This window comes from Loktanella gaetbuli (assembly GCF_020531945.1).
GTDB classification, from domain to species: Bacteria; Pseudomonadota; Alphaproteobacteria; order Rhodobacterales; family Rhodobacteraceae; genus Loktanella; species Loktanella gaetbuli.
In genome coordinates this window covers 328,427-351,829 of record NZ_JAJATZ010000002.1, presented here as the reverse complement: position 1 = coordinate 351,829, position 23,403 = coordinate 328,427, and the positions used below count along the sequence as shown (strand labels likewise).

General features: G+C 62.8%; 23 protein-coding genes. 9 read left to right on the top strand and 14 right to left on the bottom strand.

Features of this window, described 5'->3' with window-relative positions:
- Nucleotides 1-2: 2 nt before the first annotated feature.
- Nucleotides 3-2,282: an NADP-dependent malic enzyme gene (locus LGQ03_RS05365; RefSeq protein WP_226747566.1), complete on the bottom strand. Its 2,280-nt coding sequence runs from the start codon at nucleotides 2,280-2,282 to the stop codon at nucleotides 3-5.
- A 155-nt stretch (nucleotides 2,283-2,437) separates the two neighbouring features.
- Here LGQ03_RS05365 and LGQ03_RS05360 point away from each other — a divergent pair, with 155 nt between their 5' ends.
- Nucleotides 2,438-3,520, top strand: a complete 1,083-nt coding sequence (locus LGQ03_RS05360; protein WP_226747565.1) for a cupin domain-containing protein — start codon at nucleotides 2,438-2,440, stop codon at nucleotides 3,518-3,520.
- 3 nt (nucleotides 3,521-3,523) lie between these two features.
- Here the strand turns inward: LGQ03_RS05360 and LGQ03_RS05355 are convergent, their stop codons facing one another.
- Together LGQ03_RS05355 and LGQ03_RS05350 are read right to left on the bottom strand one after the other, a co-directional pair.
- Nucleotides 3,524-3,703: a hypothetical protein gene (locus LGQ03_RS05355; protein WP_226747564.1), complete on the bottom strand. Its 180-nt coding sequence runs from the start codon at nucleotides 3,701-3,703 to the stop codon at nucleotides 3,524-3,526.
- A 12-nt stretch (nucleotides 3,704-3,715) separates the two neighbouring features.
- A complete protein-coding gene (locus tag LGQ03_RS05350; protein WP_226747563.1) occupies nucleotides 3,716-3,922 on the bottom strand; it encodes a DUF3072 domain-containing protein in 207 nt (68 codons plus the stop codon).
- A gap of 121 nt (nucleotides 3,923-4,043) precedes the next feature.
- Here LGQ03_RS05350 and LGQ03_RS05345 point away from each other — a divergent pair, with 121 nt between their 5' ends.
- From LGQ03_RS05345 to LGQ03_RS05320, 6 genes are all read left to right on the top strand, one after another.
- A complete protein-coding gene (locus tag LGQ03_RS05345) occupies nucleotides 4,044-4,448 on the top strand; it encodes a cytidine deaminase (RefSeq protein WP_056035957.1) in 405 nt (134 codons plus the stop codon).
- A 3-nt stretch (nucleotides 4,449-4,451) separates the two neighbouring features.
- Nucleotides 4,452-5,753, top strand: coding sequence for a thymidine phosphorylase (locus LGQ03_RS05340; RefSeq protein ID WP_226747562.1), 1,302 nt, complete (start codon nucleotides 4,452-4,454; stop codon nucleotides 5,751-5,753).
- Nucleotides 5,750-6,946 (top strand): phosphopentomutase, encoded by a 1,197-nt coding sequence (locus LGQ03_RS05335; RefSeq protein ID WP_226747561.1) that lies wholly within the window; start codon nucleotides 5,750-5,752, stop codon nucleotides 6,944-6,946. Before LGQ03_RS05340 ends, LGQ03_RS05335 begins: the two co-directional genes overlap by 4 nt.
- Complete coding sequence (locus tag LGQ03_RS05330; RefSeq protein ID WP_226747560.1) at nucleotides 6,943-7,932, top strand: adenosine deaminase; 990 nt, start codon at nucleotides 6,943-6,945, stop codon at nucleotides 7,930-7,932. The genes LGQ03_RS05335 and LGQ03_RS05330 overlap by 4 nt, the downstream gene beginning before the upstream one ends.
- The gene (gene upp, locus LGQ03_RS05325) at nucleotides 7,929-8,582 is read left to right on the top strand and encodes a uracil phosphoribosyltransferase (protein ID WP_090160284.1); all 654 of its coding nucleotides are present in this window, start codon (nucleotides 7,929-7,931) and stop codon (nucleotides 8,580-8,582) included. Before LGQ03_RS05330 ends, upp begins: the two co-directional genes overlap by 4 nt.
- A gap of 96 nt (nucleotides 8,583-8,678) precedes the next feature.
- The gene (locus tag LGQ03_RS05320) at nucleotides 8,679-10,016 is read left to right on the top strand and encodes an SPOR domain-containing protein (protein ID WP_226747746.1); all 1,338 of its coding nucleotides are present in this window, start codon (nucleotides 8,679-8,681) and stop codon (nucleotides 10,014-10,016) included.
- 6 nt (nucleotides 10,017-10,022) lie between these two features.
- Here LGQ03_RS05320 and LGQ03_RS05315 read toward each other — a convergent pair whose 3' ends face one another.
- Entirely contained in the window at nucleotides 10,023-11,036 is a 1,014-nt protein-coding gene (locus LGQ03_RS05315) for a hypothetical protein (RefSeq protein WP_226747559.1), read from the bottom strand.
- Nucleotides 11,037-11,063: 27 nt separating this feature from the next.
- Complete coding sequence (locus LGQ03_RS05310; protein ID WP_226747558.1) at nucleotides 11,064-12,689, bottom strand: AMP-binding protein; 1,626 nt, start codon at nucleotides 12,687-12,689, stop codon at nucleotides 11,064-11,066.
- Between the two features lie 135 nt (nucleotides 12,690-12,824).
- Between LGQ03_RS05310 and LGQ03_RS05305 the strand changes: the two genes are divergently transcribed.
- Both LGQ03_RS05305 and LGQ03_RS05300 read left to right on the top strand, forming a co-directional pair.
- Nucleotides 12,825-13,445, top strand: coding sequence for a sulfotransferase family protein (locus LGQ03_RS05305; protein ID WP_404807494.1), 621 nt, complete (start codon nucleotides 12,825-12,827; stop codon nucleotides 13,443-13,445).
- Nucleotides 13,446-13,626: 181 nt separating this feature from the next.
- On the top strand, nucleotides 13,627-14,265 hold the full coding sequence (locus LGQ03_RS05300; protein WP_226747556.1) for a Hint domain-containing protein: 639 nt from the start codon (nucleotides 13,627-13,629) through the stop codon (nucleotides 14,263-14,265).
- Nucleotides 14,266-14,374: 109 nt separating this feature from the next.
- Here the strand turns inward: LGQ03_RS05300 and LGQ03_RS05295 are convergent, their stop codons facing one another.
- The 9 genes from LGQ03_RS05295 to LGQ03_RS05255 form a co-directional block, all read right to left on the bottom strand.
- A complete protein-coding gene (locus LGQ03_RS05295; RefSeq protein ID WP_226747555.1) occupies nucleotides 14,375-16,573 on the bottom strand; it encodes a 3-hydroxyacyl-CoA dehydrogenase NAD-binding domain-containing protein in 2,199 nt (732 codons plus the stop codon).
- A gap of 37 nt (nucleotides 16,574-16,610) precedes the next feature.
- Nucleotides 16,611-17,045: a hypothetical protein gene (locus tag LGQ03_RS05290; protein ID WP_226747554.1), complete on the bottom strand. Its 435-nt coding sequence runs from the start codon at nucleotides 17,043-17,045 to the stop codon at nucleotides 16,611-16,613.
- Between the two features lie 18 nt (nucleotides 17,046-17,063).
- Entirely contained in the window at nucleotides 17,064-18,275 is a 1,212-nt protein-coding gene (locus LGQ03_RS05285) for an acetyl-CoA C-acetyltransferase (protein WP_226747553.1), read from the bottom strand.
- A gap of 11 nt (nucleotides 18,276-18,286) precedes the next feature.
- Nucleotides 18,287-18,919 carry a glutathione S-transferase family protein gene (locus LGQ03_RS05280; RefSeq protein ID WP_226747552.1) on the bottom strand — a complete coding sequence of 211 codons (633 nt, stop codon included), beginning with the start codon at nucleotides 18,917-18,919 and terminating at the stop codon, nucleotides 18,287-18,289.
- Nucleotides 18,920-19,176: 257 nt separating this feature from the next.
- Nucleotides 19,177-19,389 (bottom strand): hypothetical protein, encoded by a 213-nt coding sequence (locus LGQ03_RS05275; RefSeq protein ID WP_090160274.1) that lies wholly within the window; start codon nucleotides 19,387-19,389, stop codon nucleotides 19,177-19,179.
- Between the two features lie 55 nt (nucleotides 19,390-19,444).
- Complete coding sequence (locus LGQ03_RS05270; protein WP_226747551.1) at nucleotides 19,445-21,220, bottom strand: acyl-CoA dehydrogenase C-terminal domain-containing protein; 1,776 nt, start codon at nucleotides 21,218-21,220, stop codon at nucleotides 19,445-19,447.
- Nucleotides 21,221-21,251: 31 nt separating this feature from the next.
- Complete coding sequence (locus LGQ03_RS05265; protein WP_090160272.1) at nucleotides 21,252-21,653, bottom strand: MerR family transcriptional regulator; 402 nt, start codon at nucleotides 21,651-21,653, stop codon at nucleotides 21,252-21,254.
- A gap of 128 nt (nucleotides 21,654-21,781) precedes the next feature.
- On the bottom strand, nucleotides 21,782-22,150 hold the full coding sequence (locus LGQ03_RS05260) for a MerR family transcriptional regulator (protein ID WP_090160271.1): 369 nt from the start codon (nucleotides 22,148-22,150) through the stop codon (nucleotides 21,782-21,784).
- Between the two features lie 53 nt (nucleotides 22,151-22,203).
- Complete coding sequence (locus tag LGQ03_RS05255) at nucleotides 22,204-23,346, bottom strand: putative manganese transporter (protein WP_226747550.1); 1,143 nt, start codon at nucleotides 23,344-23,346, stop codon at nucleotides 22,204-22,206.
- Nucleotides 23,347-23,403 lie beyond the last annotated feature (57 nt).

Sequence of the window (23,403 nt, the reverse complement as noted above, 5' to 3'; positions counted from 1 at the left end):
CCCTAGCCGTAGTGCGACACCGGCGTACCTGCGATCGCGGACATGTTCAAAAGGCCGCGCGCCGTGATCGAGGGGGTGACGATATGGGCGCGATTGCCCATGCCCATCAGGATCGGGCCGACCTCCAGTCCGCCGGCGCGGATTTTCAGGATGTTGCGCACGGCGCTGGCGGCATCCGCATTTGCAAAGACGAGGCAGTTGGCCGCGCCATCCAGGCGCGAGCCGGGAAAGATGTGATCGCGCAAGGTCGTGTCCAGCGCGCTGTCGATGTGCATTTCGCCCTCGTAGGCAAAGTCGCGCGGTGCGGCGTCGAGGATCGCCATTGCCGCACGCATCCGGCGGCCGGAATTGCTGTTCAGGTTGCCGAACTGGCTGTGCGAACACAGGGCGATCTTGGGTTCCATGCCGAAACGACGGATGTGCCGGGCGGCTGATACAACCGTTTCTGCGATCTGTTCGGGTGTCGGTTCCTCGTGGACCTGTGTGTCGGCGATGAACAGACTGTCGTTTTCAAGAATCATCAGTGACAGGGCGGCAACCGGATGGAGCCCGCCGTGGCCCAGGATTTCCTCGATGTATTTCTTGTGCCACAGGAATTGACCGAAGGTGCCGCAGATCATGCTGTCGGCCTCGTTGCGCTGCACCATGACGGCGGCAATGGCGGTGGTATTGGTGCGCATCACGGCCTTGGCCAGATCGGGGGTTACGCCGCGCCGTGCCATGATGTCGTGATAGGTTCCCCAATAGTCGCGATAGCGCGGGTCGCTTTGCGGGTTCACGATCTTGAAATCGACGTCGGGGCGGATATCGAGGCCTGCACGTTCGCAGCGTGCCGCGATGACGTCGGGCCGTCCGATCAGGATCGGCACGTCTGTGGTTTCCTCCATCACGGCCTGGGCCGCGCGCAGCACGCGCTCGTCCTCGCCTTCGGCAAAAACGATGCGTCGGGCAGCGTCACGGGCGGCATCGAACACGGGCCGCATGATGAAAGCGGATTTGAACACGCTGGCATCGAGGCCCGCCTTGTAGGCATCCAGATCGGCAATCGGACGCTGGGCCACACCGGTTTCGCAGGCAGCACGGGCCACGGCGGTGGCGACCACACCCATCAGGCGCGGATCGAAGGGTTTCGGGATCAGGTAATCAGGTCCGAATGTCAGTTGTTCGCCCTGATAGGCGGCGGCGGCCTCTGCGCTGGTGGTGGCGCGGGCCATCGCGGCGATTCCTTCGATGCAGGCGATTTTCATCTCGTCGTTGATGGTCGTTGCACCTGCGTCCAGCGCGCCCCGGAAAATGAACGGGAAACACAGCACGTTATTGACCTGGTTGGGGAAATCGGACCGGCCCGTGGCGATGATCGCCTTTGGGTTTGCGGCACGGGCGGCGTCGGGGTCAATTTCAGGGTTCGGGTTCGCGAGGGCAAAGATGATCGGCGTATCCGCCATTGTCTTGACCATTTCGGGCGTCAGCACACCCGGACCGGAGAGGCCCAGAAACAGGTCTGCCCCAGCGATCACATCGGCCAGCGTACGCGGTTCCGACCCTTGGGCGTAGTCTCCCTTTTGCGGGGTCATATCGGCCTCGCGGCCCTGATAGACCAACCCCTGCAGGTCGCACAGGTAGACGTTTTCGCGTTTGACGCCCAGCTTCAGCAGCATGTTCAGGCAGGCGATGCCAGCGGCCCCGCCGCCGGTCGACACGACCTTGATCTCCGCAAAATCCTTGCCCGCGATCCGCAGCGCGTTGGTCACACCGGCCCCGACGACAATGGCGGTGCCGTGCTGGTCGTCGTGGAACACCGGGATGTTCATCCGTTCCTTGCAGATTTGTTCAACGATAAAGCAATCCGGTGCCTTGATGTCTTCAAGGTTGATCGCGCCAAAGGTGGGTTCCAGCGCGCAGACCAGTTCAGCCAGCTTTTCCGGGTCGTTTTCATTCAGTTCAATGTCAAAGCAATCGATCCCCGCGAATTTCTTGAACAGGACCGCCTTGCCTTCCATCACCGGTTTCGAGGCAAGGGCACCGATGTTGCCCAGACCCAATACGGCGGTGCCGTTGGTGACGACGCCGACCAGATTGCCGCGGGTGGTATAATCCCGCGCCGTTGCCGCATCCGCCTTGATTTCAAGGCAGGCCTCGGCCACGCCGGGCGAATAGGCGCGGGCCAGATCGCGGCCATTGGCCAGTGGTTTGGTGGCGCGGATTTCCAGTTTTCCGGGCCGGGGGAACTGGTGGTAATCGAGGGCCGCACGGCGTGTCGCTTCTTTGGGATCGTTGCTCATGGCCGGGCCTTCCTGTGTGGTTCCGGCGCCCGATTACGACGTTTTCCGACGTAGGGGAAGCGATTGCGGCAGCTCTGCCGATGATCTCGCCACTTGCCGCGCATTGCCGCATCTATCCACTTGCCGTGTCTTGCTGCGCGAGGCAGGCTGTCCGCATGACGCAGGACACCATGGCAGAGGTCTGCCTGAACACGACCGTCCTGACCGGCGACATCGCCTTTTTCACCCGCGTGCTGGGCATGCGGATGATGTCGATTTTTCCGGCTGACGATCCGGCCGTTGCGGTATTTGCAGGCCACGGTTGTCGGTTGCGGCTCGCGCGCGGGCAGGGGCCCGCGGGACGGCTACGCATCATGACTGATGATGCAGAGTTTGGCCAAGGGGCTACCGAACTGACCGCGCCGGGCGGAACGCAGGTTTCGATCCTGCCGCGCATGTTGCCGGTGGAACAGCCGCAGACCATCCATGCGTTCGTCGTGCGACGGCTTGCGGATCAGGCCCCTTGGGTCATCGGCCGCGCGGGCATGCATTATCGCGATCTGATCCCGGACCGGCTGGGCGGATCGATCATCGCAAGCCACATCCGCATTCCCGACGGCGGCCCGGTCCCGGACACCGTCCATTTTCACCGGGTCGGATTTCAGCTGATCTTTTGCTATCGGGGCTGGGTCGATGTGATCTACGAGGATCAGGGCGGGCCGATCCGGCTGCACGCAGGCGATTGCGTGATCCAGCCCCCCGAGATCCGGCACCGCGTGCTCGAGGCTTCTGACGGGATCGAGGTGATCGAGATCGGCGTGCCCGCCGAGCACGTGACCGAGATCGACCACGACATGACGCTGCCGACACCGCACCTGAAGCCTGACCGGGTCTGGCAGGGCCAGCGGTTCGTATTCAATCAATCGCGGAATGCGGTCTGGCAGGACGCCGATCTGCCGGGGTTTGTCGCGCGTGATACCACGATTGCCGCCAATACCGGCGATGTGGCCGGTGTTCTGGTCCTGCGCAGATCTGTCGGGGACCCAACGTGGACGCAGCACGACGCGGACATCCATTTCACATTCGTGATGGAAGGCGAGATGCAACTCGAGGCGCAGGATCACGCACCGGTCAAACTGTCTGCGGGGGATGCGTTCGTGATCCCGCCGCGCTTGCGCACGCGCTATGCGGATCCGTCAGAGGATCTTACATTGCTGCAGGTGACGTTGCCGGGACGGTTTGTGACCCATCCCGGCTGATGCCTAGCGTTCGCCCGACAGATCGGTACCGTCGACCTGCAAAGACAGCTCGTCGATGAGTGCGGCAGCCTTGGATGCCGACATCTGATCGCTAAAGGGGTGGCCTGTCTTTTCACACAGATCCCGCAGGATGGCGGCCTGTTCGCCGTCCATTTTCGTGTTGTCTGCCATCATGTTGGCCATCGGTCAGTTCCTCTACAACGTCTTGTTCGTGCTGTCGCGCAGCGCCTCGATCCGTTCCAGCGCCTGGCGCTGTGTCAGGCTGGCGTCAAAGGGTTCGCTGGCCTCTTCGCACAGGACGCGCAGCAGATCGGCCTGATCGCCGGTCATCGGGGAATCGGGATCACCGGACGTCTTTGCGATCGTTTCGTCAGTCACAGTCTTGGTGGTCGGGGAAATCATGTGGTCCTCCTGTCATAGCTCACGGGGTAAACGCGACTGACGCCTGCGGGGTTCCGCCGGGGCTGCCCTTGCATCCCGCAGCACCGGGCGGCAAGGTCGTCCGATCAAAACGGAGCCACCCATGTCAGACCCCCACGCCCTGATCGCCGCCGCCACCGATGTGCGCCTGAATGCCCATGCCCCCTATTCGCGGTTTCAGGTCGGAGCCGCCATTCGCGGGGCGGGCGGTGCGCTCCACGTCGGCTGCAATGTCGAAAACGTGGCCTACCCCGAAGGCACCTGTGCCGAGGCCGGCGCCATCGCCGCCATGGTCGCCAGTGGCGAGACGCGGATCGCTGCCATCGCCGTCATTGCCGATAGCCCGCAACCGGTCAGCCCTTGTGGCGGGTGCAGGCAAAAAATCGCCGAATTCGCATCGGGTGACACCCCGGTCACGCTGGCGACGACGGACGGTCTGGTGCAGCACACCACCGTCGCCGCACTGCTGCCGGGTGCGTTTGACCAAGACTACATGTCCAAGGCCTGATCCATGGACGTGCGTGCCCTGATCGCCGGTATTCGCGACGGTGCCACCCCGGCGACAGATGATCTGATGCAATTTGCAGCCGGGCTTGCGGATGGTCGGGTCAGCGATGCGCAGGCCGGGGCATTCGCCATGGCAGTCTGTCTGCGGGGTCTGTCGGATGCAGGCCGCGTCGCGCTGACCTGCGGCATGCGCGACAGCGGCCGCACCCTGGACTGGGATCTGCCGGGTGCGGTCGTGGACAAACATTCCACGGGCGGCGTCGGCGATTGCGTGTCGCTGATCCTTGCGCCGATGCTGGCGGCCTGCGGTGTCTACGTGCCCATGATATCGGGTCGGGGATTGGGCCACACCGGCGGGACGCTGGACAAGCTGGAGGCGATCCCCGGGGTCACCACCGATGTGGACGAGGCACGCTTGCGCCAGATCGTCGGTGATGTCGGCTGCGCTATCGTGGGGGCAGGTGGCGGGATCGCCCCGGCGGACCGCAGGCTTTATGCCATTCGCGATGTGACGGCGACGGTTGCCTCGGTTGACCTCATCACGGCCTCTATCCTGTCGAAAAAGCTGGCGGCTGGTCTTGATGCCATGGTGCTGGACGTCAAGGTTGGATCGGGCGCGTTCATGAAATCGCGTGCCGATGCGGCGGCACTGGCCACGGCCCTCGTCGATACCGCGACAGGGGCAGGCTGTCCGACCGCCGCACTGCTGACGGACATGGACCAGCCACTGGCCCCTGCGCTGGGCAATGCGACCGAACTGGCCATCTGCATGGCCGTGCTGGAAGGCGACGGGGCCGCCGCCCCGCGCCTGACGGAATTGTGCCTGTCGCTGGGCGAGACACTGCTGACCCTGGCAGGGCAGGGGGATGGTGCACGCGACCGTCTGGCCGCAACCCTGACGAACGGTCAGGCCATGGACCGCTTTGCCCGCATGGTGCATGCGATGGGCGGTCCGCCGGACATGGGCGACGATTGGCGCACACATCTGCCGGATGCGCCGGTGCAACGGGTCGTTGCGGCAACGGCCGATGGTCATGTCACGGCGATCAACGGAGAGGCCCTGGGCCTCGCGGTGGTGGGCCTTGGCGGGGGGCGCGCGGTGGAAACCGACCGGATCAATCCGGCTGTCGGCTTGACTTCGGTTGCATCGCTGGGGCAACGCGTGGCCAAGGGCGACCCGCTGGCCATCGTGCAGGCCGCCGATGAAAACAGCGCAGAGGCCGCCGCCGCCGCTGTGCGCGCCGCCATGTCGCTGGGTGATGCACCGCAGGCCGGGCCGCTGGTTTTGGACAGGATATCGAAATGAAACGTGCTTTTCTGGTGGTGATCGATTCGGTCGGAATCGGCGGTGCCCCCGATGCGGATCAGTTCTTTAATGGGTCCGTGCCGGACACGGGGGCGAACACCGTGGCCCATATCGCCGATGGATGCGCGGCCCTCTCGCGTGGTCCGTTGCGCCTGCCTGTCATGGACGCCCTCGGTTTGGGGCGCGCCGTCACGCTGGCCAGCGGTGCAACGGCACCGGGGCTGGATGCGGAACCCACGGGTGCCTGGGGTGCCGCGACCGAGGTCAGTCGCGGCAAGGATACCCCGTCGGGGCACTGGGAACTGTCAGGCGTGCCCGTGCCATGGGACTGGCATTATTTCCCCGACACCCAACCTGCCTTTCCTGATGACCTGACGGTCAAGATCTGCCAGGCCGCAGGCACCGGCGGTATCCTTGGGAACCGGCATGCCTCGGGGACGCAAGTGATCGAGGAGGAGGCCGCACGTCACATCCAGACGGGCTGGCCCATCGTCTATACCAGCGCGGATTCCGTCTTGCAGATCGCAGCACACGAAGAACATTTCGGCCTCGACCGTCTGTTGAAGCTCTGCGCTGATCTGGCCCCGACGCTGCACGCCATGCGTATTGGCCGCGTGATCGCGCGGCCCTTTGTCGGGTCGGTGGAGGACGGCTTCAAACGCACGCCCCGGCGTCGCGATTTCGCCATTGCCCCACCCAGCCCGACGATCTGCGACGATGTGCAAGCTGCGGGCAAGCCCGTGCATGCGATAGGCAAGATCGGTGACATCTTTTCCATGCGCGGCATCGACGACGTGCGCAAGGGTGCGGACCGCGACCTGATGGGACATCTGGGCGATCTGGTCGATACCGCCGCCGACGGCGCGTTCGTCTTTGCCAATTTTGTCGAATTCGACAGCGAATACGGCCACCGCCGCGATATTCCGGGTTATGCCGGGCACCTTGAATGGTTCGACGCCGCCCTTGGTGATCTGTTGCCACGGTTGCGCGACGGCGATCTGTTGATCGTCACAGCCGACCACGGCAACGACCCCAGCTGGGTGGGCACCGACCACACCCGCGAACGGGTGCCGGTGCTGGTGCACGGCATGGGGCCCCGCGCACTGGGCCTGATCAATTTCGTCGATGTCGCCGCCACGGTTGCGGATCATCTGGGCGTCACACACAGCGGCAAAGGCAAATCCTTCTTATGACATACAGCACCCTCCCCAAGGTTGAACTTCATACCCACCTCGAAGGTATGGCTCCGCCTGATTTCATCCGTCAGCTGGCCGCAGAGAAAAAGGTCGACCTGTCGGGTATCTTTGCCGATGACGGCAGCTACCTGTTCCGCGATTTCGCGCATTTCCTGTCGATCTACGACGAGGCCTGCACCGTCCTGACCGGACCCGAGGAATTCTACCGCCTGACCCGCGCGGTCTTGACCCAATCCGCGGCCCACGGGGTGATCTACACCGAAACATTCCTGTCGCCCGATTTCTGCGGCGGCGGCGATGTTGCGGCGTGGCGTGACTACCTTGCGGCCATCGCACAGGCCGCGACGGATGCCGAGCGTGACGATGGGATCGTGCTGCGCGGCATCGCCACCGCCGTGCGCCACCACGGGCAGGACAGCTGCCGCCAGACGGCGCGCTGTGCGGCCGAAACCGCCGGTGGGTTCCTGACCGGATTTGGTCTTGCGGGGGCCGAGCTCGAAGGACGGCCAGCCGATTTCAAGTACAGTTTCGACATGGCGCGCGAGGCGCAGCTGCAGCTGACCGCGCACGCCGGTGAATGGGGCGATCCCGGTCGCATCACCGAAACGCTGGACGCACTGGGCGTGGAACGTCTGGGCCACGGCATCCGTGCGGTCGAGGATGCAGCACTGCTGCAGCGTATCGCGGACGAAAACATCACGCTCGAGGTTTGTCCGGGGTCCAATGTCGTGCTTCAGGCGGTCAGCGGCTGGGACGCACACCCGATCGTCAAGCTGCGCGACGCAGGTGCGCCGATCACCGTATCGACCGACGATCCGCCGTTTTTCCACACCACCATGACCGCCGAATACGAGGGTCTGAGCAAGACCTTTGGCTGGGAAGAGGCCGATTTCCACGCGCTGAACGTCACCGGCGCAAAGGCTGCGTTTTGCGACGACGCCACCCGCACAGCGATCCTCAAGCGACTGGAGCCTGCCACATGATCACGGACCACAGCACCGCCGACGGCCACCTGACCCACGTCATTCACCCCTTGGTGCAACACAAGCTGACGCTGATGCGGCAGACCGCGACCTCGACGGCCGTGTTCCGCCAGTTGTTGCGCGAAATCAGCCAGTTGCTGGCCTACGAGGTGACGCGCAACCTGCCGCTGACCACCGAACGGATCGACACGCCGATCCAGCCGATGGATGCCCCCGTGCTGGATGGCAAGAAACTGGCGCTGGTGTCGATCTTGCGCGCTGGCAACGGTCTGCTGGATGGTATCCTGGAACTGATCCCGTCGGCCCGAGTGGGTTTCGTGGGGCTTTATCGCGACGAGGAAACGCTGAAACCCGTGCAGTATTATTTCAAGGTGCCGCAATCGCTGGAGGACCGCATGGTCATCGCGGTCGACCCGATGCTGGCAACCGGCAATTCATCGGTCGCCGCCATTGACCTTCTCAAACAGGCGGGGGCCACAAACATCCGGTTCCTGTGTCTGCTGGCCGCACCCGAGGGTGTCGCCCGGATGAAGGACGCGCATCCGGATGTGCCCATCATCACCGCCGCTGTAGACGAGAAGCTGAACGACCATGGATATATTGTTCCGGGGCTAGGGGATGCGGGCGACCGCATGTTCGGCACAAAATAAGGCGCCGATACGGGATTAATTCCTTTACTTGATTCGGTTTGTTTGCGATTCTTGCGACAATTCGGGTGGTAAAATGGAATTGTTCACGTGACACGCATGACAAAAGGCCTTGTTCTGATGGCTGCGCTGACGACGGGTCTTGCCAGTCAGGTCAACGCGCAGACAACGGCTGTTCCTGCCGAATTCCCACCCGCGAGCTATACGGCCTCGCAATACGTCGACAGTCGGGGATGTGCCTTTGTCAGGGCGGGCATGGATGGCCGGGTCACCTGGGTGCCGCGCGTCGACCGTCGCCGCGAGCAGCTTTGCAATTTTCAGCCCAGCCTTGCGCGGGCGGAGACCAGCCCGACGCCGCCGCAGCCTGCCATGCAGGATTTGCCGATCATCAACATCACGGCAGAGCCTGTCACGCCGGCCCCGCGTGCAGCTGTACCCGCGCAGCGCACCGCCGCCGCCCCGACACCGCGCACAGCCCCTGTCGTCGCCCCGGCCGTGCGGCAGGTGGTTGCGACGCCGCGCGTCGTGACCGCCCCTGCACCCGCACCGGAACCGCGTCGTATTTCGCTTGCGCAGGCCTGTGACGGTCGGTTTGGCGTGCAGCCCGGTTTTGTCAGCGCGACGACACGCCGGCCGATTGATTGCGGCCCAGCCCCGCAGGTGGCTGGCGCTGCACCGCAACCACGGGCCATGCGTGCCCCTGGGCCCCAGCGCATCACTTTGGCGCAGGCCTGTGCGCGGATCGCGAACGGCGAACGTCTGGTCAATGCAGGCGGATCACCAATCGCGTGCCCGCAGACGGCAGCACCCGTGCGGGTCGCCACAGCACAGCCCGCACCGGTCCGCACTGCCAGCACGGCCTGCGGCATTGCCAACATGAGCAGCGACGGGCGTTTCCCCGTGCGCTGTGGGCCGCAGGCGGAATCGCCGTCCGGCATGGTCACGCGCAGCGTCATGAACCCGTCCACGGCCACGATTTCCACCCGCTCCGAGGGTGGTTTCGGCTCTATTCTCAGCGAACCAGTCGTGCCCCGGTCCAACCCGGCGGGCGCGATTACGCCGGCATCGCCACCACGTGGCTACGCCAAGGTCTGGGACGACGGGCGCATCAATCCCCAGCGCGGCCTGCCACAGGCGCGTGCGGCGGTTCAGGCTGCACCACAGGCGCATATGTCCAGCCGTTCTGTTGCTCCCGTGACGGCTCCGGTGACTGCCGCGACGGGGCATCGCTATGTGCAGGTCGGCAGCTTTGGCGATCCCGACAATGCCACGCGCCTGATTGGCAGGCTTCAGGCCGCTGGTCTGCCCGTGGCCTCTGGCCGGTCAGGCAACCTCAAGGTCGTTGCCGCAGGTCCATTTGCCAATGCATCCGATCTTCAGCGCGCCTTGGGCATTGTCCGCGGCATGGGTTTTGGCGACGCCTATACACGGGGCTGACGCCGCTCAGGCATCGCAGATCCCCTGAAGCTGGATCCATTCCGAGTCCGTCAGAATCGGGCTGGGCGGGGTGCCCGCGTCAGGCGACTGCGTCAACAGCAATGCCGCATTCTGACCGCGCGCGGTGCGCAGATCGGCATAGGGCGCACTGGGGACACCCACACTGGCAAAGGCCTGCAACAGCGCCTGTTCCGAGGTCACGGCCTGCGGTTTTTCGATCAGGGATGCCGCGTAGTCAGCCAAGGTGCCCGGCGGCAGATCGCCCGTCGTCATCAGATGCACGGTCGCCCGTAGTCCTGCAAAATTCAGCACGGCGCGCAGCGGGTCCGTGGTGTTCGCCTTGGCCGCCAGGATTTCACCTGCGACGACGGCGGGATCGTCATAGCGTACCAGAACGGCGCGGTTGATGACCGTGATCTGTCCGGGCAGCAACACCGGACCGGGCAGAGGGGCGGGAAGCACGACAGTCTGGCCTGGCGCATCCGGTCCCAGCAGTCGGGCACGCATCCTGTCCAGCGCAACAAGCCCGCCGCGACTGCGGCAGATCGCGCCGGTCTGCGCCTGCATATGTCCCAGGATGCGGGCCCCCAGTTCGGCGCGGCGCGCGTCCGGTGTTGCCAAAAGGGCCTGATCGCGCAACAGCCCCGGCCCCCAGACCGCACCTGCACCAATGCCAGCCGTCAGGATTGCCGCGCTGATCCAGTAGCGCAGACGCCCCGGCTTGGCCTCGGCCCTTGCGATGGAACCGCGCACGGCCTCGATGGCGTCGACCATGGTTTCGTCATCGATTTCAAGGCTTTCACCGGCATCGGGGCCAGGGCGGAATACGGCAGGCATGGAATCGGGATTGACCCGTTCCACCGCGGGCAAGGACCAGTGCGTCAATGGCCGATCAGCCATGTCGCTGACGATCAATGTCGCCTTGCCGAACGAGACCAGCACCTCACGCCGCTGCTCGCTGCGCGTTGCCCGCCAGAGACCGAGACTCTCCAGTCGTTCGTATTGTTCCAATGCCGTCATGTGGTCCGCCGGATGATTTGATCCTGTCTAGAGTGCTGCCGCCTGTTGCCGCAACGCGAATTTCTGGATCTTGCCGGTGGATGTTTTCGGCAGTTCGCCGAATATCACCTGCTTGGGGCACTTGAAGCCCGCCAGACGGCTGCGGGCAAAGGCGATGATCTCTTGGGCGGTGGCCTCGGCCCCGTCGCGCAATTCGACAAAGGCGGCCGGCACCTCGCCCCATGTGTCGTCGGGTTTCGCGACGACCGCACACAGGCTGACGGCCGGATGGTGCATCAACGCGCTCTCGACCTCGACCGAAGAGATGTTTTCCCCGCCGGAAATGATGATGTCCTTGGCCCGGTCAACGATCTGGATGTAGCCGTCGGGATGCTGCACGGCCAGATCCCCGGAATGGAACCACCCGCCATCAAAAGCCGCGGCCGTGGCTTCGGGATTTTTGAGGTAACCCTTCATCACCGCATTGCCGCGCATGACGATTTCGCCCTGGGTCTGACCGTCACGCGGGACCGGCTGCATGTCGGGACCTACCACGGCGACACCGTCCATGATCGCAAACCCGACGCCCTGCCGGGCCTTGATCGTGGCCCGCTCATCCTCGGGCAGGTCGTTCCAGGCATCCGACCAGATGCATTCGGTGACGTGGCCGTAGGTTTCTGTCAGCCCGTAGACCTGCGTGACGTTGAACCCCAGTTTTTCTATCGCGGCGAGCGTGGCAGCGGCAGGCGGCGCACCTGCCGTAAATACCTCGACGGTGTGGTCGAACGGGCGCCGGGCCGCGTCCTTGGCGGTCACGATGAGGTTCAGCACGATGGGCGCACCGCCGAAATGCGTCACACCATGGTCCGCGATGGCATCATAGATGGCAGCCGCGGTAATGTCGCGGCAGCAGACCACGGTGCCCCCCAGCAGCGGCGTCATCCAGGTATGGCACCAGCCGTTACAGTGAAACAGCGGCACGATCTGCAACACGACCGGGAACAGTGTCATGCGCCAGCTGATCGGCGTGCCCATCGTCATCAGATAGGCGCCGCGGTGGTGGTAGACCACGCCCTTGGGCCGGCCCGTCGTGCCGGAGGTATAGTTCAGCGCCAGATCGTCCCATTCGTCCGCGGGCCAGACCCAATCAAAACCGGCCTGACCCCGGGCCATAAAATCGTCGTAGGTTTCGAACATGCCGCTGGCGGGAACATCGGCGGTCGGGTCCGGCACCTCGATGATCCGTGGGGCAGGGGTCGTCATCATGGCGACCGCCTGCTGGATCAGTGGCACAAGCTGGCTGTCGATGATCGCGACGCGCGCCCCACCGTGGTCCAGAATGTAGGCAATGGTATCGGGATCAAGCCGCGTGTTGATCGTGTTCAAGACGGCACCACAGGCCGGAATGGCAAAGGCGGCTTCTGATTGTGCAGGAACATTCGGCAGGATGGTTGCCACGACATCGCCACGCCCAACCCCCGCCAGTGTCAGCGCATGCGCGAGGCGGTCGATCCTTGCTGCATATTCCGCATAGGTCAGCCGTATCTCGCCATAGATCAGCGCAACCCTGTCGGCAAAAACGTCCCGCGCACGTGCCAGATGACTAAGCGGTGTCAGGGCCACATGGTTCGCCGGCCCCTTGCCCATACCGTCCGCCTTTGTCACGTTCTCCATGATGGTCCTCTCTTGTCCCCGCGTCAGAGTATGAGAGACCAGATGCGCAAGACAATGGCGGAAGCATATGAGATCTGCGATCAATCCATCCGGCGATAGCGTGACGGCATGATCATTTCGCGCGCACGAAAATTCGTGTTCGTTCATATACCCAAAACCGGCGGAACGTCCTTTGCCCATGCCTATGACGCGCGTGCTGCAAAGGACGACATCCTGATCGGTGACACGCCCAAGGCGCGCAATCGCAGGCACCGGCTGGCGGATCTGGATGTGCCGGGCCGATTGTGGAAACACAGCCGCATCGCGGATGTCGGGCCGCTGATTGCGCCAGAGGGCATGTGCATCATGGTTCTGGTGCGCAATCCATGGGCGCGCATGGTCAGCTATTACCACTGGCTGCGGCGTCAATCGTTTGACCATCCGGCCGTCAGGCTGGCCGGCGCACTGGATTTCAGCGCGTTCCTGCATCATCCGCATACGGTCGCCAGCCTGCGTGCCAACCCCTACGCGTCCTATGTGACCGATCCGCAGGGACAGCTGCTGGTGGCCCATTTCGTCAGGCTTGAACACTATGATCGCGACATGGCACCGGTAGCCGCGCATTTGGGGTTCGATCTGCCATTGCCGCGCTTGAATACAGCGAAACACCCTGTCGACTGGCGTGCAAGCTACACCCCTGATGACGTTGACCTGATCGCGGATTTGTGCGCCGCCGACATCACAAGATCACGTTACCAGTTTGACGATGCGGGCTGATTGTCGCGTATTGGAAAACAATCATTCTAAATCGGCACCATTGCACTCGCTTGACCGAACAGTGCCCTGAACTTGCCCTTATTCAGACGCATGTCAGCCCCGCGAATCGCGCCCCGTTAATCCGTGATAACGCAGCCCGGCCCAGAGCCAGAACAGGGCGCAGATCAGGGGAATGGAAGAAATGTTCGATTTTGCGCAGACACGTGTAATACGCACCGAACCGTTTCTTTTTGACTTTGGTGTTGGCCTCGTCGTCGGGACGATGGTTGCAACACATCTGGGGTGGCGTCCGGTCGAGGCGGTCGTCGCGGGCGACCAATGCCTGACGTTTGACGGCGGGCTTCAGGTTGTCACGGCGGTCAGCCGCAGAACGGTCAAGACCAAAGGTGCAGCCGCAGATCCCTTGACCTGGCCTTTGGTCGTGCCTGTCGGTGCACTGGGCAACCGCGAAGAACTGATGTTGCTGCCTGAACAGGCCGTTCTGATCGAAAGCGATACCGCAGAACAGGTGTTCGGCGATCCCTTTGCCCTGATCCCGGCGGCAGCGCTTGACGGTCTGCGGGGGGTCTATCGCAAACCACCTGCCGCCGAAATCGAGGTCGTGACCTTGCATTTCAGTCAGGACGAGATCGTCTATGCCAACGTCGGTGCCCTGTTTTATTGCCCCGTGCAGACCGATCTGTTGGCCGAACCGACGGTGCCTGCCTATGAGGCGCTGTCCATGGACGACGCCGAACTGCTGGTCCATTTCCTGAAACAAGAGGATGCAGGGCAGGTCGCCTACGGACAAGCAACCCGGGCCTTTCGTCTGGCCGCCTGACCCTGCCATCATCGCCAGACGCAAACAGCGCGCGCCCCGGTCACGGTGGCGCGCGCTGTAGATAGCATCATCTGACACAGGGCGGGGGGCAACGCCCCCCGGGCACAGGTCAGGCGGCCGTATCAACCCCCTCGCCAAAACGGGCGTAGAACGTCCCGTTCCGGTCGGCCAATTCGCGCAGCAGATCCGGCGTCTTGAACCGGTCGCCGTAGGTTTCGGTCAGCATGTCGCAGGTTTCGGCCGCAAAGGGTGCGCCAAGGATGTCCAGCCAGCTGAACGGACCGCCCGACCACGGCGCAAAGCCCCAGCCCAGGATCGCGCCGACGTCACCTTCGCGGATGTCGGTCAGAACGCCGTCCTCCAGTGCGCGCACGGCCTCCAGCACCTGTGCGAACAGCAGGCGATGCTGCACGGTGATCAGGTCGGGCTGGTCTGCCGCCACCGGGTATTTGTCGCCCAGTTCTGACCACAAGCCCTCGCGCTTGCCCTTGTCGTCGTAGGTATAGAAACCTGCGTTCGACTTGCGACCCATGCGGCCAGCGTCGGCCATCCAGAACAGCACCTCGTCAACCTCGCCGTCAGGGTATGCGTCACCCATCGCGGCCTTGGTGGCCTTGGCGATTTTCACGCCCAGGTCGATGCTGGTCTCATCCACCAGTTGCAGCGGGCCCAGCGGCATGCCGACCAGCTTTGCCGCATTTTCGATCAGGGCAGGGGACACGCCTTCCTTCACCATGCGGATGCCTTCGTTGATGTAGGGAATGATGCAGCGGTTGGCATAAAAGAACCGCGCATCGTTCACGACGATGGGCGTCTTGCGGATCTGGCGCACGAAATCCAGTGCCTTGGCCACGGCCACGTCGCCGGTTTTCTGGCCCTTGATGATCTCCACCAGGTTCATCTTGTCCACGGGGCTGAAAAAATGGATGCCGATGAAGGCTTCGGCATTTTCGGCGGCCTGCGCCAGTTCAGTGATCGGCAGCGTGGATGTGTTGGTGGCGAACACGCAGTCAGGGCCGACAACGGCCTGCACCTTCTTGGTGACCTCGGCCTTGACGCCCATATCCTCGAACACCGCCTCGACGATCAGGTCGCAGCCTTCCAGAGCCGCATAATCGGTCGTTGCGTTGATCAGGCCCAGCAGCGCCTCTTTCTTCTCGGGCGTGGCCTTCTTGCGCGCGATGCCCTTGTCCATGTAATCGGCGGAGTAGGATTTGCCCTTGTCGGCGGCCTCTTGGCTGTTGTCGATCAGCACGACCTCGATACCTGCCTTGGCCGAAACCAGTGCGATGCCGGCACCCATCATGCCCGCACCGATCACGCCGACCTTTTTCACTTTCTGGTCAGAGACGTCGGGACGGTTGGCACCCTTCTCCAGCTTTTCCTTATTGATGAACAGCGACCGGATCATCGCGGACGACGACGGGTTCAGCAGAACATGGGTGAACCAGCGCGCCTCGATTTTCAGTGCTGTATCGAATGGCACCAGTGCGCCCTCGTAGACGGCGGACAACAGCGCCTTGGCCGCAGGATAAACGCCTTGGGTGTTGCCATTCACCATCGCGGATGCACCGACAAAGGTCATGAATCCTGCTGGGTGGTACGGCGCGCCACCGGGCATTTTCCAGCCCTTGTCGTCCCAGGGTTTGACGATGTTCGGCTCTGACAGGACCCATTCCTTGGCCTTGGTCAGCAGGTCCTCTGCCGGAACCACCTCGTCGATCACACCCGCCTTCATCGCGGCTGTCGGATTGTTCAACTTGCCCTGCAACAGCAGCGGGGACGCGCCCATGGCACCCAGCTTGCGCGACAGACGTGTGGTGCCGCCCGCACCGGGGAAAATCCCGACCATGATTTCCGGCAGGCCGATCTTTGCCTTGGGATTGTCGGCGGCAAAGATGCGGTGACAGGCCAGCGGGATTTCCAGACCGATGCCCAGTGCCGTGCCGGGCAGGGCGGCGGCGATCGGCTTGCCACCCTTGTTGGTCTTGGGGTCCATGCCAGCACGTTCGATCCGGCGCAGCACGCCGTGCATCTCCATCACGCCGTCAAAGATCGCCTTGGCCGGGTCGTCACTGCTGTCACGCATCGCTGCAATGATGTTCAGGTCCATGCCCCCGGCAAAGGATCCGTCCTTGCCGGATGTGATCACGATCCCCTTGACCGCGTCGTCGGTCAGGGCCTGCGCCACCAGCGCATCGAGGTCCGCAAACCCCTGCTGGTTCATCACGTTCATCGATTTTCCGACGGTGTCCCAGGTAATGACGGCGACGCCCTGGTCGTCGATGGCGAGGGTGAAATCTGTCATGTGGTCGTATCCTTCAGGTCGGTGGCAGTCAGGCGGGCTATCGCGCCGCGTGATCCTGCGCAGAGGGTGTGTGAAACAGGTGCCTGTCCGACGCCTGCATCCCGGTTCGAACCGCGACGCAGCGCCAGGTGTTGCCCTGCAATTTCAATGTGATGTGGGACGAAAAGCGAGGTTTCACCCGCTTGCCGTCGTGCAGGATATCCGTGTCGTAATATCCGACGATGGTGTCACCTGCGGCCCGTGTGACATCGCGAACCGTGCGGATCATGTTATTGACCGCATGTGCCTCGAACATCTGGCGCCAGCGCATGAATTTCTCGTGCAAGGCGTCGTTGGTCGCGATCACGGATGGCCCGATGTCAGAATCCACGGACAGCGGCAGGCCGAAATGGCCTGCCCAGTATTCGAAATCGTCTGCAACCACGCAATCTGATACGTGGTCCAGCCAATCTTGAAACAATCGCGTGTCCATGATCGCAATCCCGTTGTTCTAGACGCGTTCGATGATCGTTGCGGCCCCCATGCCGGAGGCGATGCACAGTGTCGCAAGACCGGTGCCCTTGCCGGTCCGTTCCAGTTCGTCCAGCAGGGTGCCTATGATGATGGCACCGGTCGCACCCAGCGGGTGACCCATCGCGATGGACCCGCCGTTCACGTTCACCTTGTCCGCGTCCACATCAAAGCGTTGCATGAACCGCAGAACCACAGAGGCAAAGGCTTCGTTGACCTCGAACAGGTCGAGGTCGCCGATGGCCATGCCGCTGTCGGCCAGGATCTTTTCGGTGACTGGCACGGGTCCGGTCAACATGATGGTCGGATCGGTGCCGATCTTGGCGGTCGCCCGGATGCGCGCGCGCGGCTTCAGCCCCATCGCGTCGCCCCATGCCTTGGATCCGATCAGAACACCCGCTGCACCGTCCACGATACCGGACGAATTACCCGCGTGGTGGATGTGGTTGATCCGCTCCAGATGCGGGTATTTCATCAGCGCCACCTTGTCGAAACCGGGCATGGTCTCACCCATGTCCTTGAACGACGCCTTCAGTGCGCCCAGCGACTGCATGTCGGTGCCCGGTCGCATGTATTCATCGTGTTCCAGGATCGGCACGCCATTGATGTCGCGCACGGCCACGACGGATTTGTCGAACCGGCCATCGTCCCATGCCGCCTTGGCCCGACGCTGGGATTCGACCGCCAGCGCGTCGGCGTCGTCGCGGCTGAACCCGTATTCGGTCGCGATGATGTCCGCCGAAATACCCTGCGGCACAAAGTAGGTTTTCATCGCCACCGACGGATCGACCGCGATCGCGGCCCCGTCGCTGCCCATGGCCACACGCCCCATCATTTCCACGCCGCCCGCGATATAAGCCTGACCGGCCCCGCCACGCACCTGATTGGCGGCAAGGTTCACCGCCTCCATGCCGGATGCACAGAACCGGTTGATGGCAAGGCCCGGGATCGACTGGTCGAGGTCAGAGGCCAGCACGGCGGTCCGCGCCAGACAGCCGCCCTGTTCGCCCACCTGCGTGACATTGCCCCAGATCACGTCCTCGACGGCGTGGCCTTCCAGCCCGTTGCGGTCCTTCAGTGCGTTCAGAACGCCGGCGGACAGCCGGACAGAGGTCACCTCGTGCAGGCTGCCGTCCTTGCGGCCCTTGCCCCGCGGCGTGCGCACGGTGTCATAGATATAAGCGTCGGTCATCGTCGTCTCCTTCAGGCCGCAGGCAGCGCGCGCGGCATCAGATCATAGGGGTGTTTCCATCCGTCCGTGGCCGCCAGCCGGTCCAGCCAGGCATCCACGTTCGGAAATGCGGTACGGTCAAAGCCAAAGGGCTCTTCGTAGTAGAGGTATCCGGCACAGGCGATGTCAGCGATTGTCAGGGTATCGCTGGCCAGCCAATCGCGGCCGTCCAGATGGGTGTCCATCACCTTGAGTGCGGAGTTCAGGCGCATCAGCAGATAGTCGTTGACGTCCGCACTCCGCTTGTCGGCAGGTAGAAAGTTCATGTTGAACCGCAACGGTCCGGCAATGCCGCTGACCTTGTGGTTGTCAAAGAACATCCAGCGCAGGATCTCGCGCCGCTGATCGGCGGACTTTGCGCCCAGCTTGCTGGTTTTCGACGTGATGTAGTCCTGAATCACGGCCGATTGCGTCAGCACCATGTCGCCGTCGACCATCACGGGAACCTCGCCCATGACATTCAGCGCACGAAATTCAGGTGTCCGACTGCCGCCCTTGAAGAAATCGACAAAGACGGGCTCCCATTCCACCTCGGCCAGTGTCAGCGTCAGCGCCGCCTTGTAGGCGTTTCCGCTCTCGCCAAAGCAATGCAGCTTGATCGTCATGTGTCGCCCTCCCGTTTTGTGTCACGCGCCTTGCTGGCGTCGTGTCTGAGTATTTTTGGCAAGATGATGCCAAAGGCCGTCAATTATTTCTTAACCTCGCCCGCGTCATCTGATGGCGCGGAACAGGCTGGAGAGCCGATGACCGTGCAAGGTGATGCGTCCCCAAAGGGTCACATCGTCGGGGCAGGGTGATATGCGTATCATCTTGCCCCAAATACTCCCGCCGGAGGCCCCTCCATCTGCCACCTGCACTGACGTCACTTTTTGCGTGCTTCCAGTTCAGCATTGAACAGGCGCAACCGATGCCCAAACGTGTCGTCGTCGAGGATGCTGTCGAAGTTCTCGAACAGGAATGACAGCGCCTCGCCTTCGTCCAGACCCGCCTCCTTGGCGAACCGTTTCAGACGGCGATAGCCGTCTTCGGTCATGGCCACGGGGAAACGGCGGGTCAGGCGTAGGCGTTTGGGCATTGGGGGTCTCCTTTGCGGTCAGCGTAGGGCGGGACGTGTCCCGCCGCCACCCCGATCAGAAGTTTGCGGCCTCCAGCGCCATGACAGTGTCCGCCCCGGTGTTGATCCGGGCCAGGTGCATCGCTGTGGCAGGCAGCTGGCGCGCCATGTAGTAACGCCCGGTCGCGATCTTGGTCTGATAGAAGGCTGTATCGCTTTCGCCTGCTTCCAAGGCCTCCATCGCCGCCTTGCCCATCTGTGCCCACATGTAGCCCAGGCACACATGACCCATCAGGTGCATGAAGTCATAAGAGCCCGCGAGTGCGTTGTTGGGGTTTTTCATCGCACCCATGAAATACATCGCGGCCGCCTGCATGTCCTTGCTCGCTGCCTTCAGCGGATCAAGGAAATCGGCCTTCAGCGCCTCGTTGCCTTCGTTTTCCTTGATGAACGATTTGATCATCTCGAAAAAGCCCATCAGGTGCTTGCCGCCGTCGACGGCCAGCTTGCGGCCCACGAGGTCCAGCGCCTGCACGCCGTTGGCACCTTCGTAAATCATGGCGATCCGGGCATCGCGGGCGAACTGGGACATGCCCCATTCCTCGATATAGCCGTGGCCGCCGTAGACCTGCTGTGCGGCGGTCGCGTATTCGAACCCCTTGTCGGTCAGGAACCCCTTGAGCACCGGCGTCATCAGCGAGATCAGGCCATCCGCCTGTGCGTCATCCATCTTGTGCGCGCGGTCGATCAGATAGGCCCCCCACATGGTGAAGGCACGTGCACCTTCGGTAAAGCTCTTCTGATCCATCAGGTTGCGGCGGATATCGGGATGCACGATCAGCGGGTCGGCGGGACCGTCGGGGTTTTTCGCACCGGTCACGTCGCGTCCCTGCAGACGGTCGTTGGCGTAGGCCACGGCGTTCTGATACGCGACTTCGGCCTGTGCGTAGCCTTGCAGGCCCACGCCCAGACGCGCCTCGTTCATCATGACGAACATGGCACGCATGCCTTTGTGTTCTTCACCGATCAGGTAGCCCGTCGCCTCGTCATAGTTCATCACGCAGGTGGAATTCCCGTGGATGCCCATCTTTTCCTCAATCTTGCCGACGGAGACGCCGTTGCGTTCCCCCAGCGAGCCGTCGTCCTTGACGATGAACTTGGGCACGATGAACAGGCTGACGCCCTTGATGCCATCGGGGCCGCCGGGGATCTTGGCCAGCACCAGGTGAATGATATTGTCCGACATGTCGTGATCGCCGGCCGAGATGAAGATCTTCTGGCCCGTGACCTTGTAGCTGCCGTCCTCTTGCGGGACAGCCTTGGTCCGCATCAGGCCCAGATCGGTGCCGCAATGCGGTTCGGTCAGGTTCATCGTGCCGGTCCATTCGCAGGATGCGAGTTTCGGCAGGTAGGTGTCTTTTTGCTGCTCGGACCCGTGCACGCGGATGGCGGAATAGGCACCATGGGTCAGGCCCTGGTACATGTTGAACGCCATGTTGGCGCTGACCATCGGCTCATTCACGGCCGAATGCATGACATAGGGCAGGCCCTGACCGCCGTATTGTTCCTCGGCATCGAGAGCTGTCCAGCCGCCTTCGCGCACCTGGTCAAAGGCTTCCTTGAAACCCTTGGGTGTACGGACGATCCCGTTTTCCAGGGTGCAGCCTTCGGTGTCGCCCACGGCGTTCAGCGGGTGCAGCACGTCAGAGGACAGCTTGCCGACTTCTTCCAGCACGGCCCCGGTGAAATCACGGTCCAGGTCGGCAAAGCCGGGGATATCCTGTTCGGATACTTTCAGCAGGTTGTGCAGGACGAATTGCAGGTCCTTGTGCGGGGTGGTGTAGGTTGTCATCGGGTCTCTCCTCCGTCTGGTGTCGCGCGGTTCAGGCCGCGTCGGACTTGTCTTTTGAAATCTCGGCCAGCTTGTCGGTGGCCCAATCCATCTGAACGCGCAGTTCCGAAATCGCCTCGTCCAGTTCGGCGCGTTGGCGCTGCATGTCCGCCAGGTGCTGCTGTGCGAGGTCCAGCGTGCGGCTGAGCTGCGTCAGCTGGCCGTCGCCCATGTGATACAGGTCCAGCAACTGACGTACTTCTTCCAGGCTGAACCCGAACCGCTTGCCGCGCAGGATCAATTTCAGCCGGGCCTGATCGGACCGGGTGAACAGACGTTTCTGTCCGATCCGCTGCGGGAACAGCAGCTCCTTGGATTCGTAGAAACGCAATGTGCGAGGTGTCACGTCGAACGCGTCGCACATCTCGCGAATGCTGAGTGTTTCGGTAGTCATCTTCGTGGTCCTTCGGTCTGTCGTCTGCACGTCAGATCATCGTTCTGGACCAAGCTTACAATGACGGTTGACGTAAACGTAAACGTAACGTGACGTCAAAATCGGGGATGACGAAAGGTCAGGCCGGATCAGCCTAGCGTCGCACGTGTTTCATCCCGCAGACGGCGCAATTCGGCGACCGTATCTTCCAGCTGTTTGCGCTGTACTTCCAGTTCCTGAAGCTGCTGATCAGCCAATGTGACCCAGGCCCGCATCTGCGCCGCGGTCCCTTCGTGTTCGTAGATCAGCAGCCACTGGCGAATGTCCTCCAGCGCGAATCCGAACCGCCTGCCACGCATGATCAGCGTCATGCGTGCCTGTTCGCGCGGCCCGTAAAACCGGGATCGCCCTTCGCGGTCGGGATTGAGCAGTTCGATATATTCATAATACCGCAGTGTGCGCGGCGTCACATCGAACGCAGCGCACATTTCCTTGAACGTCAGGCGTTTGTCAGACATGCGATCTCTCCTTGACGCATATCTAACACGCCTGCGGGCGGTGGCAAACGGCCCTAGTTCATGAAACCGGGTGCCAGCCAATAGAACCCGTAGGCCAGGATCAGGGCGGGTATGGTGGAATAGACCGTCGCCCAGACTGCGGCGCGCGGATCGATTGCAATCGCGGGAAACAACGCATCGCCGTCATTGCTGATCGCATTCCCCAACAGGGCGGCGAACGGAACCAACCCGTTGATATAGAGTGTCGTCACCAGCACCTGTGGTCCACATCCCGGCACAAGGCCGACGAGGACGCCCAGCAGTGGCAGCAGGGGGGCCACGGATTGGAACCAGCTCGCCAGATCAAAGCCACCGTAGGCCACCAGATAATCGTAGGCGAGGTATGCGCCGATCACCCAGACCGAAATGAATGCGGTCTCCTCGGCCATGCGCGAGACGGGTGTGTCATTGATGTTGGTCATCGCCTTCAAAGAGGAGGTCGACCAGATCAGCAGACCCAGGATGCTGCCGCCGACACCCACGATGGGCATCACGGGACCAAAGACTGCGGCCACGTCGACACCGGCCAACTGACTGACGCCGATGACCAGTCCGGGCAGTGCGATTGCCGCGAACAACCAGTCGCGCGCACGTGTTGCACCGATCCGGGGCACCATGTCGGCAGCGTTCGTCGTGCGCGGCGTCATCGAGATCGCGGGCAGGCGGTCGACTACCCAGCCCGAGATGATACCGACCGCGAATGATAGCGGCAGCACGACCATGGCCGCATCGGGCCGCGTCGCGATCAGCAGAAATGCGGCATCGCCCATCGTGGCCGTCAGCGTGGCGACGACCGCGCCAAACCCGACATTGCCGGACGAATAGGCCGCAACGACGACAACCGCACCGCCGCAACCCGGCGTGGCCCCCAGTAGCGCCGCCATTGGCACCTGCCAGCCCTTCGCGTTCTTGAGCGCCGCGCCGATGTTGAAATTGAACAGTTTTTCGGCACCGTAGAAAATGATCAGCGTCGCCGCGACAAAGGCCGACACCTGCACAAAGGCATCGGTCATCAGTTCGCGCGTCAATGCGCCCAGATCACCCGGTGCCGCTGCCAGCGCAAGAAAGATGAGAGCGACGATCAGGCGTCGTGGTCGAAATGGCCCGATACGCGGGGGAACGACGGCGATGGGCCGGTCAATGTCGGAAACACTCATGGATCACCCAGTTGCGAATTATTCTCAATAAAAGATATAAGGGTTGCGCTGTGCGCG

Bases quoted from the DNA above. Each gene is read 5' to 3' on its own strand.
- LGQ03_RS05365 (WP_226747566.1), bottom strand. From the start codon at position 2,282: ATGAGCAACGATCCCAAAGAAGCGACACGCCGTGCGGCCCTCGATTAC.
- LGQ03_RS05360 (WP_226747565.1), top strand. From the start codon at position 2,438: ATGACGCAGGACACCATGGCAGAGGTCTGCCTGAACACGACCGTCCTG.
- LGQ03_RS05355 (WP_226747564.1), bottom strand. From the start codon at position 3,703: ATGGCCAACATGATGGCAGACAACACGAAAATGGACGGCGAACAGGCC.
- LGQ03_RS05350 (WP_226747563.1), bottom strand. From the start codon at position 3,922: ATGATTTCCCCGACCACCAAGACTGTGACTGACGAAACGATCGCAAAG.
- LGQ03_RS05345 (WP_056035957.1), top strand. From the start codon at position 4,044: ATGTCAGACCCCCACGCCCTGATCGCCGCCGCCACCGATGTGCGCCTG.
- LGQ03_RS05340 (WP_226747562.1), top strand. From the start codon at position 4,452: ATGGACGTGCGTGCCCTGATCGCCGGTATTCGCGACGGTGCCACCCCG.
- LGQ03_RS05335 (WP_226747561.1), top strand. From the start codon at position 5,750: ATGAAACGTGCTTTTCTGGTGGTGATCGATTCGGTCGGAATCGGCGGT.
- LGQ03_RS05330 (WP_226747560.1), top strand. From the start codon at position 6,943: ATGACATACAGCACCCTCCCCAAGGTTGAACTTCATACCCACCTCGAA.
- upp (WP_090160284.1), top strand. From the start codon at position 7,929: ATGATCACGGACCACAGCACCGCCGACGGCCACCTGACCCACGTCATT.
- LGQ03_RS05320 (WP_226747746.1), top strand. From the start codon at position 8,679: ATGACAAAAGGCCTTGTTCTGATGGCTGCGCTGACGACGGGTCTTGCC.
- LGQ03_RS05315 (WP_226747559.1), bottom strand. From the start codon at position 11,036: ATGACGGCATTGGAACAATACGAACGACTGGAGAGTCTCGGTCTCTGG.
- LGQ03_RS05310 (WP_226747558.1), bottom strand. From the start codon at position 12,689: ATGGAGAACGTGACAAAGGCGGACGGTATGGGCAAGGGGCCGGCGAAC.
- LGQ03_RS05300 (WP_226747556.1), top strand. From the start codon at position 13,627: ATGTTCGATTTTGCGCAGACACGTGTAATACGCACCGAACCGTTTCTT.
- LGQ03_RS05295 (WP_226747555.1), bottom strand. From the start codon at position 16,573: ATGACAGATTTCACCCTCGCCATCGACGACCAGGGCGTCGCCGTCATT.
- LGQ03_RS05290 (WP_226747554.1), bottom strand. From the start codon at position 17,045: ATGGACACGCGATTGTTTCAAGATTGGCTGGACCACGTATCAGATTGC.
- LGQ03_RS05285 (WP_226747553.1), bottom strand. From the start codon at position 18,275: ATGACCGACGCTTATATCTATGACACCGTGCGCACGCCGCGGGGCAAG.
- LGQ03_RS05280 (WP_226747552.1), bottom strand. From the start codon at position 18,919: ATGACGATCAAGCTGCATTGCTTTGGCGAGAGCGGAAACGCCTACAAG.
- LGQ03_RS05275 (WP_090160274.1), bottom strand. From the start codon at position 19,389: ATGCCCAAACGCCTACGCCTGACCCGCCGTTTCCCCGTGGCCATGACC.
- LGQ03_RS05270 (WP_226747551.1), bottom strand. From the start codon at position 21,220: ATGACAACCTACACCACCCCGCACAAGGACCTGCAATTCGTCCTGCAC.
- LGQ03_RS05265 (WP_090160272.1), bottom strand. From the start codon at position 21,653: ATGACTACCGAAACACTCAGCATTCGCGAGATGTGCGACGCGTTCGAC.
- LGQ03_RS05260 (WP_090160271.1), bottom strand. From the start codon at position 22,150: ATGTCTGACAAACGCCTGACGTTCAAGGAAATGTGCGCTGCGTTCGAT.
- LGQ03_RS05255 (WP_226747550.1), bottom strand. From the start codon at position 23,346: ATGAGTGTTTCCGACATTGACCGGCCCATCGCCGTCGTTCCCCCGCGT.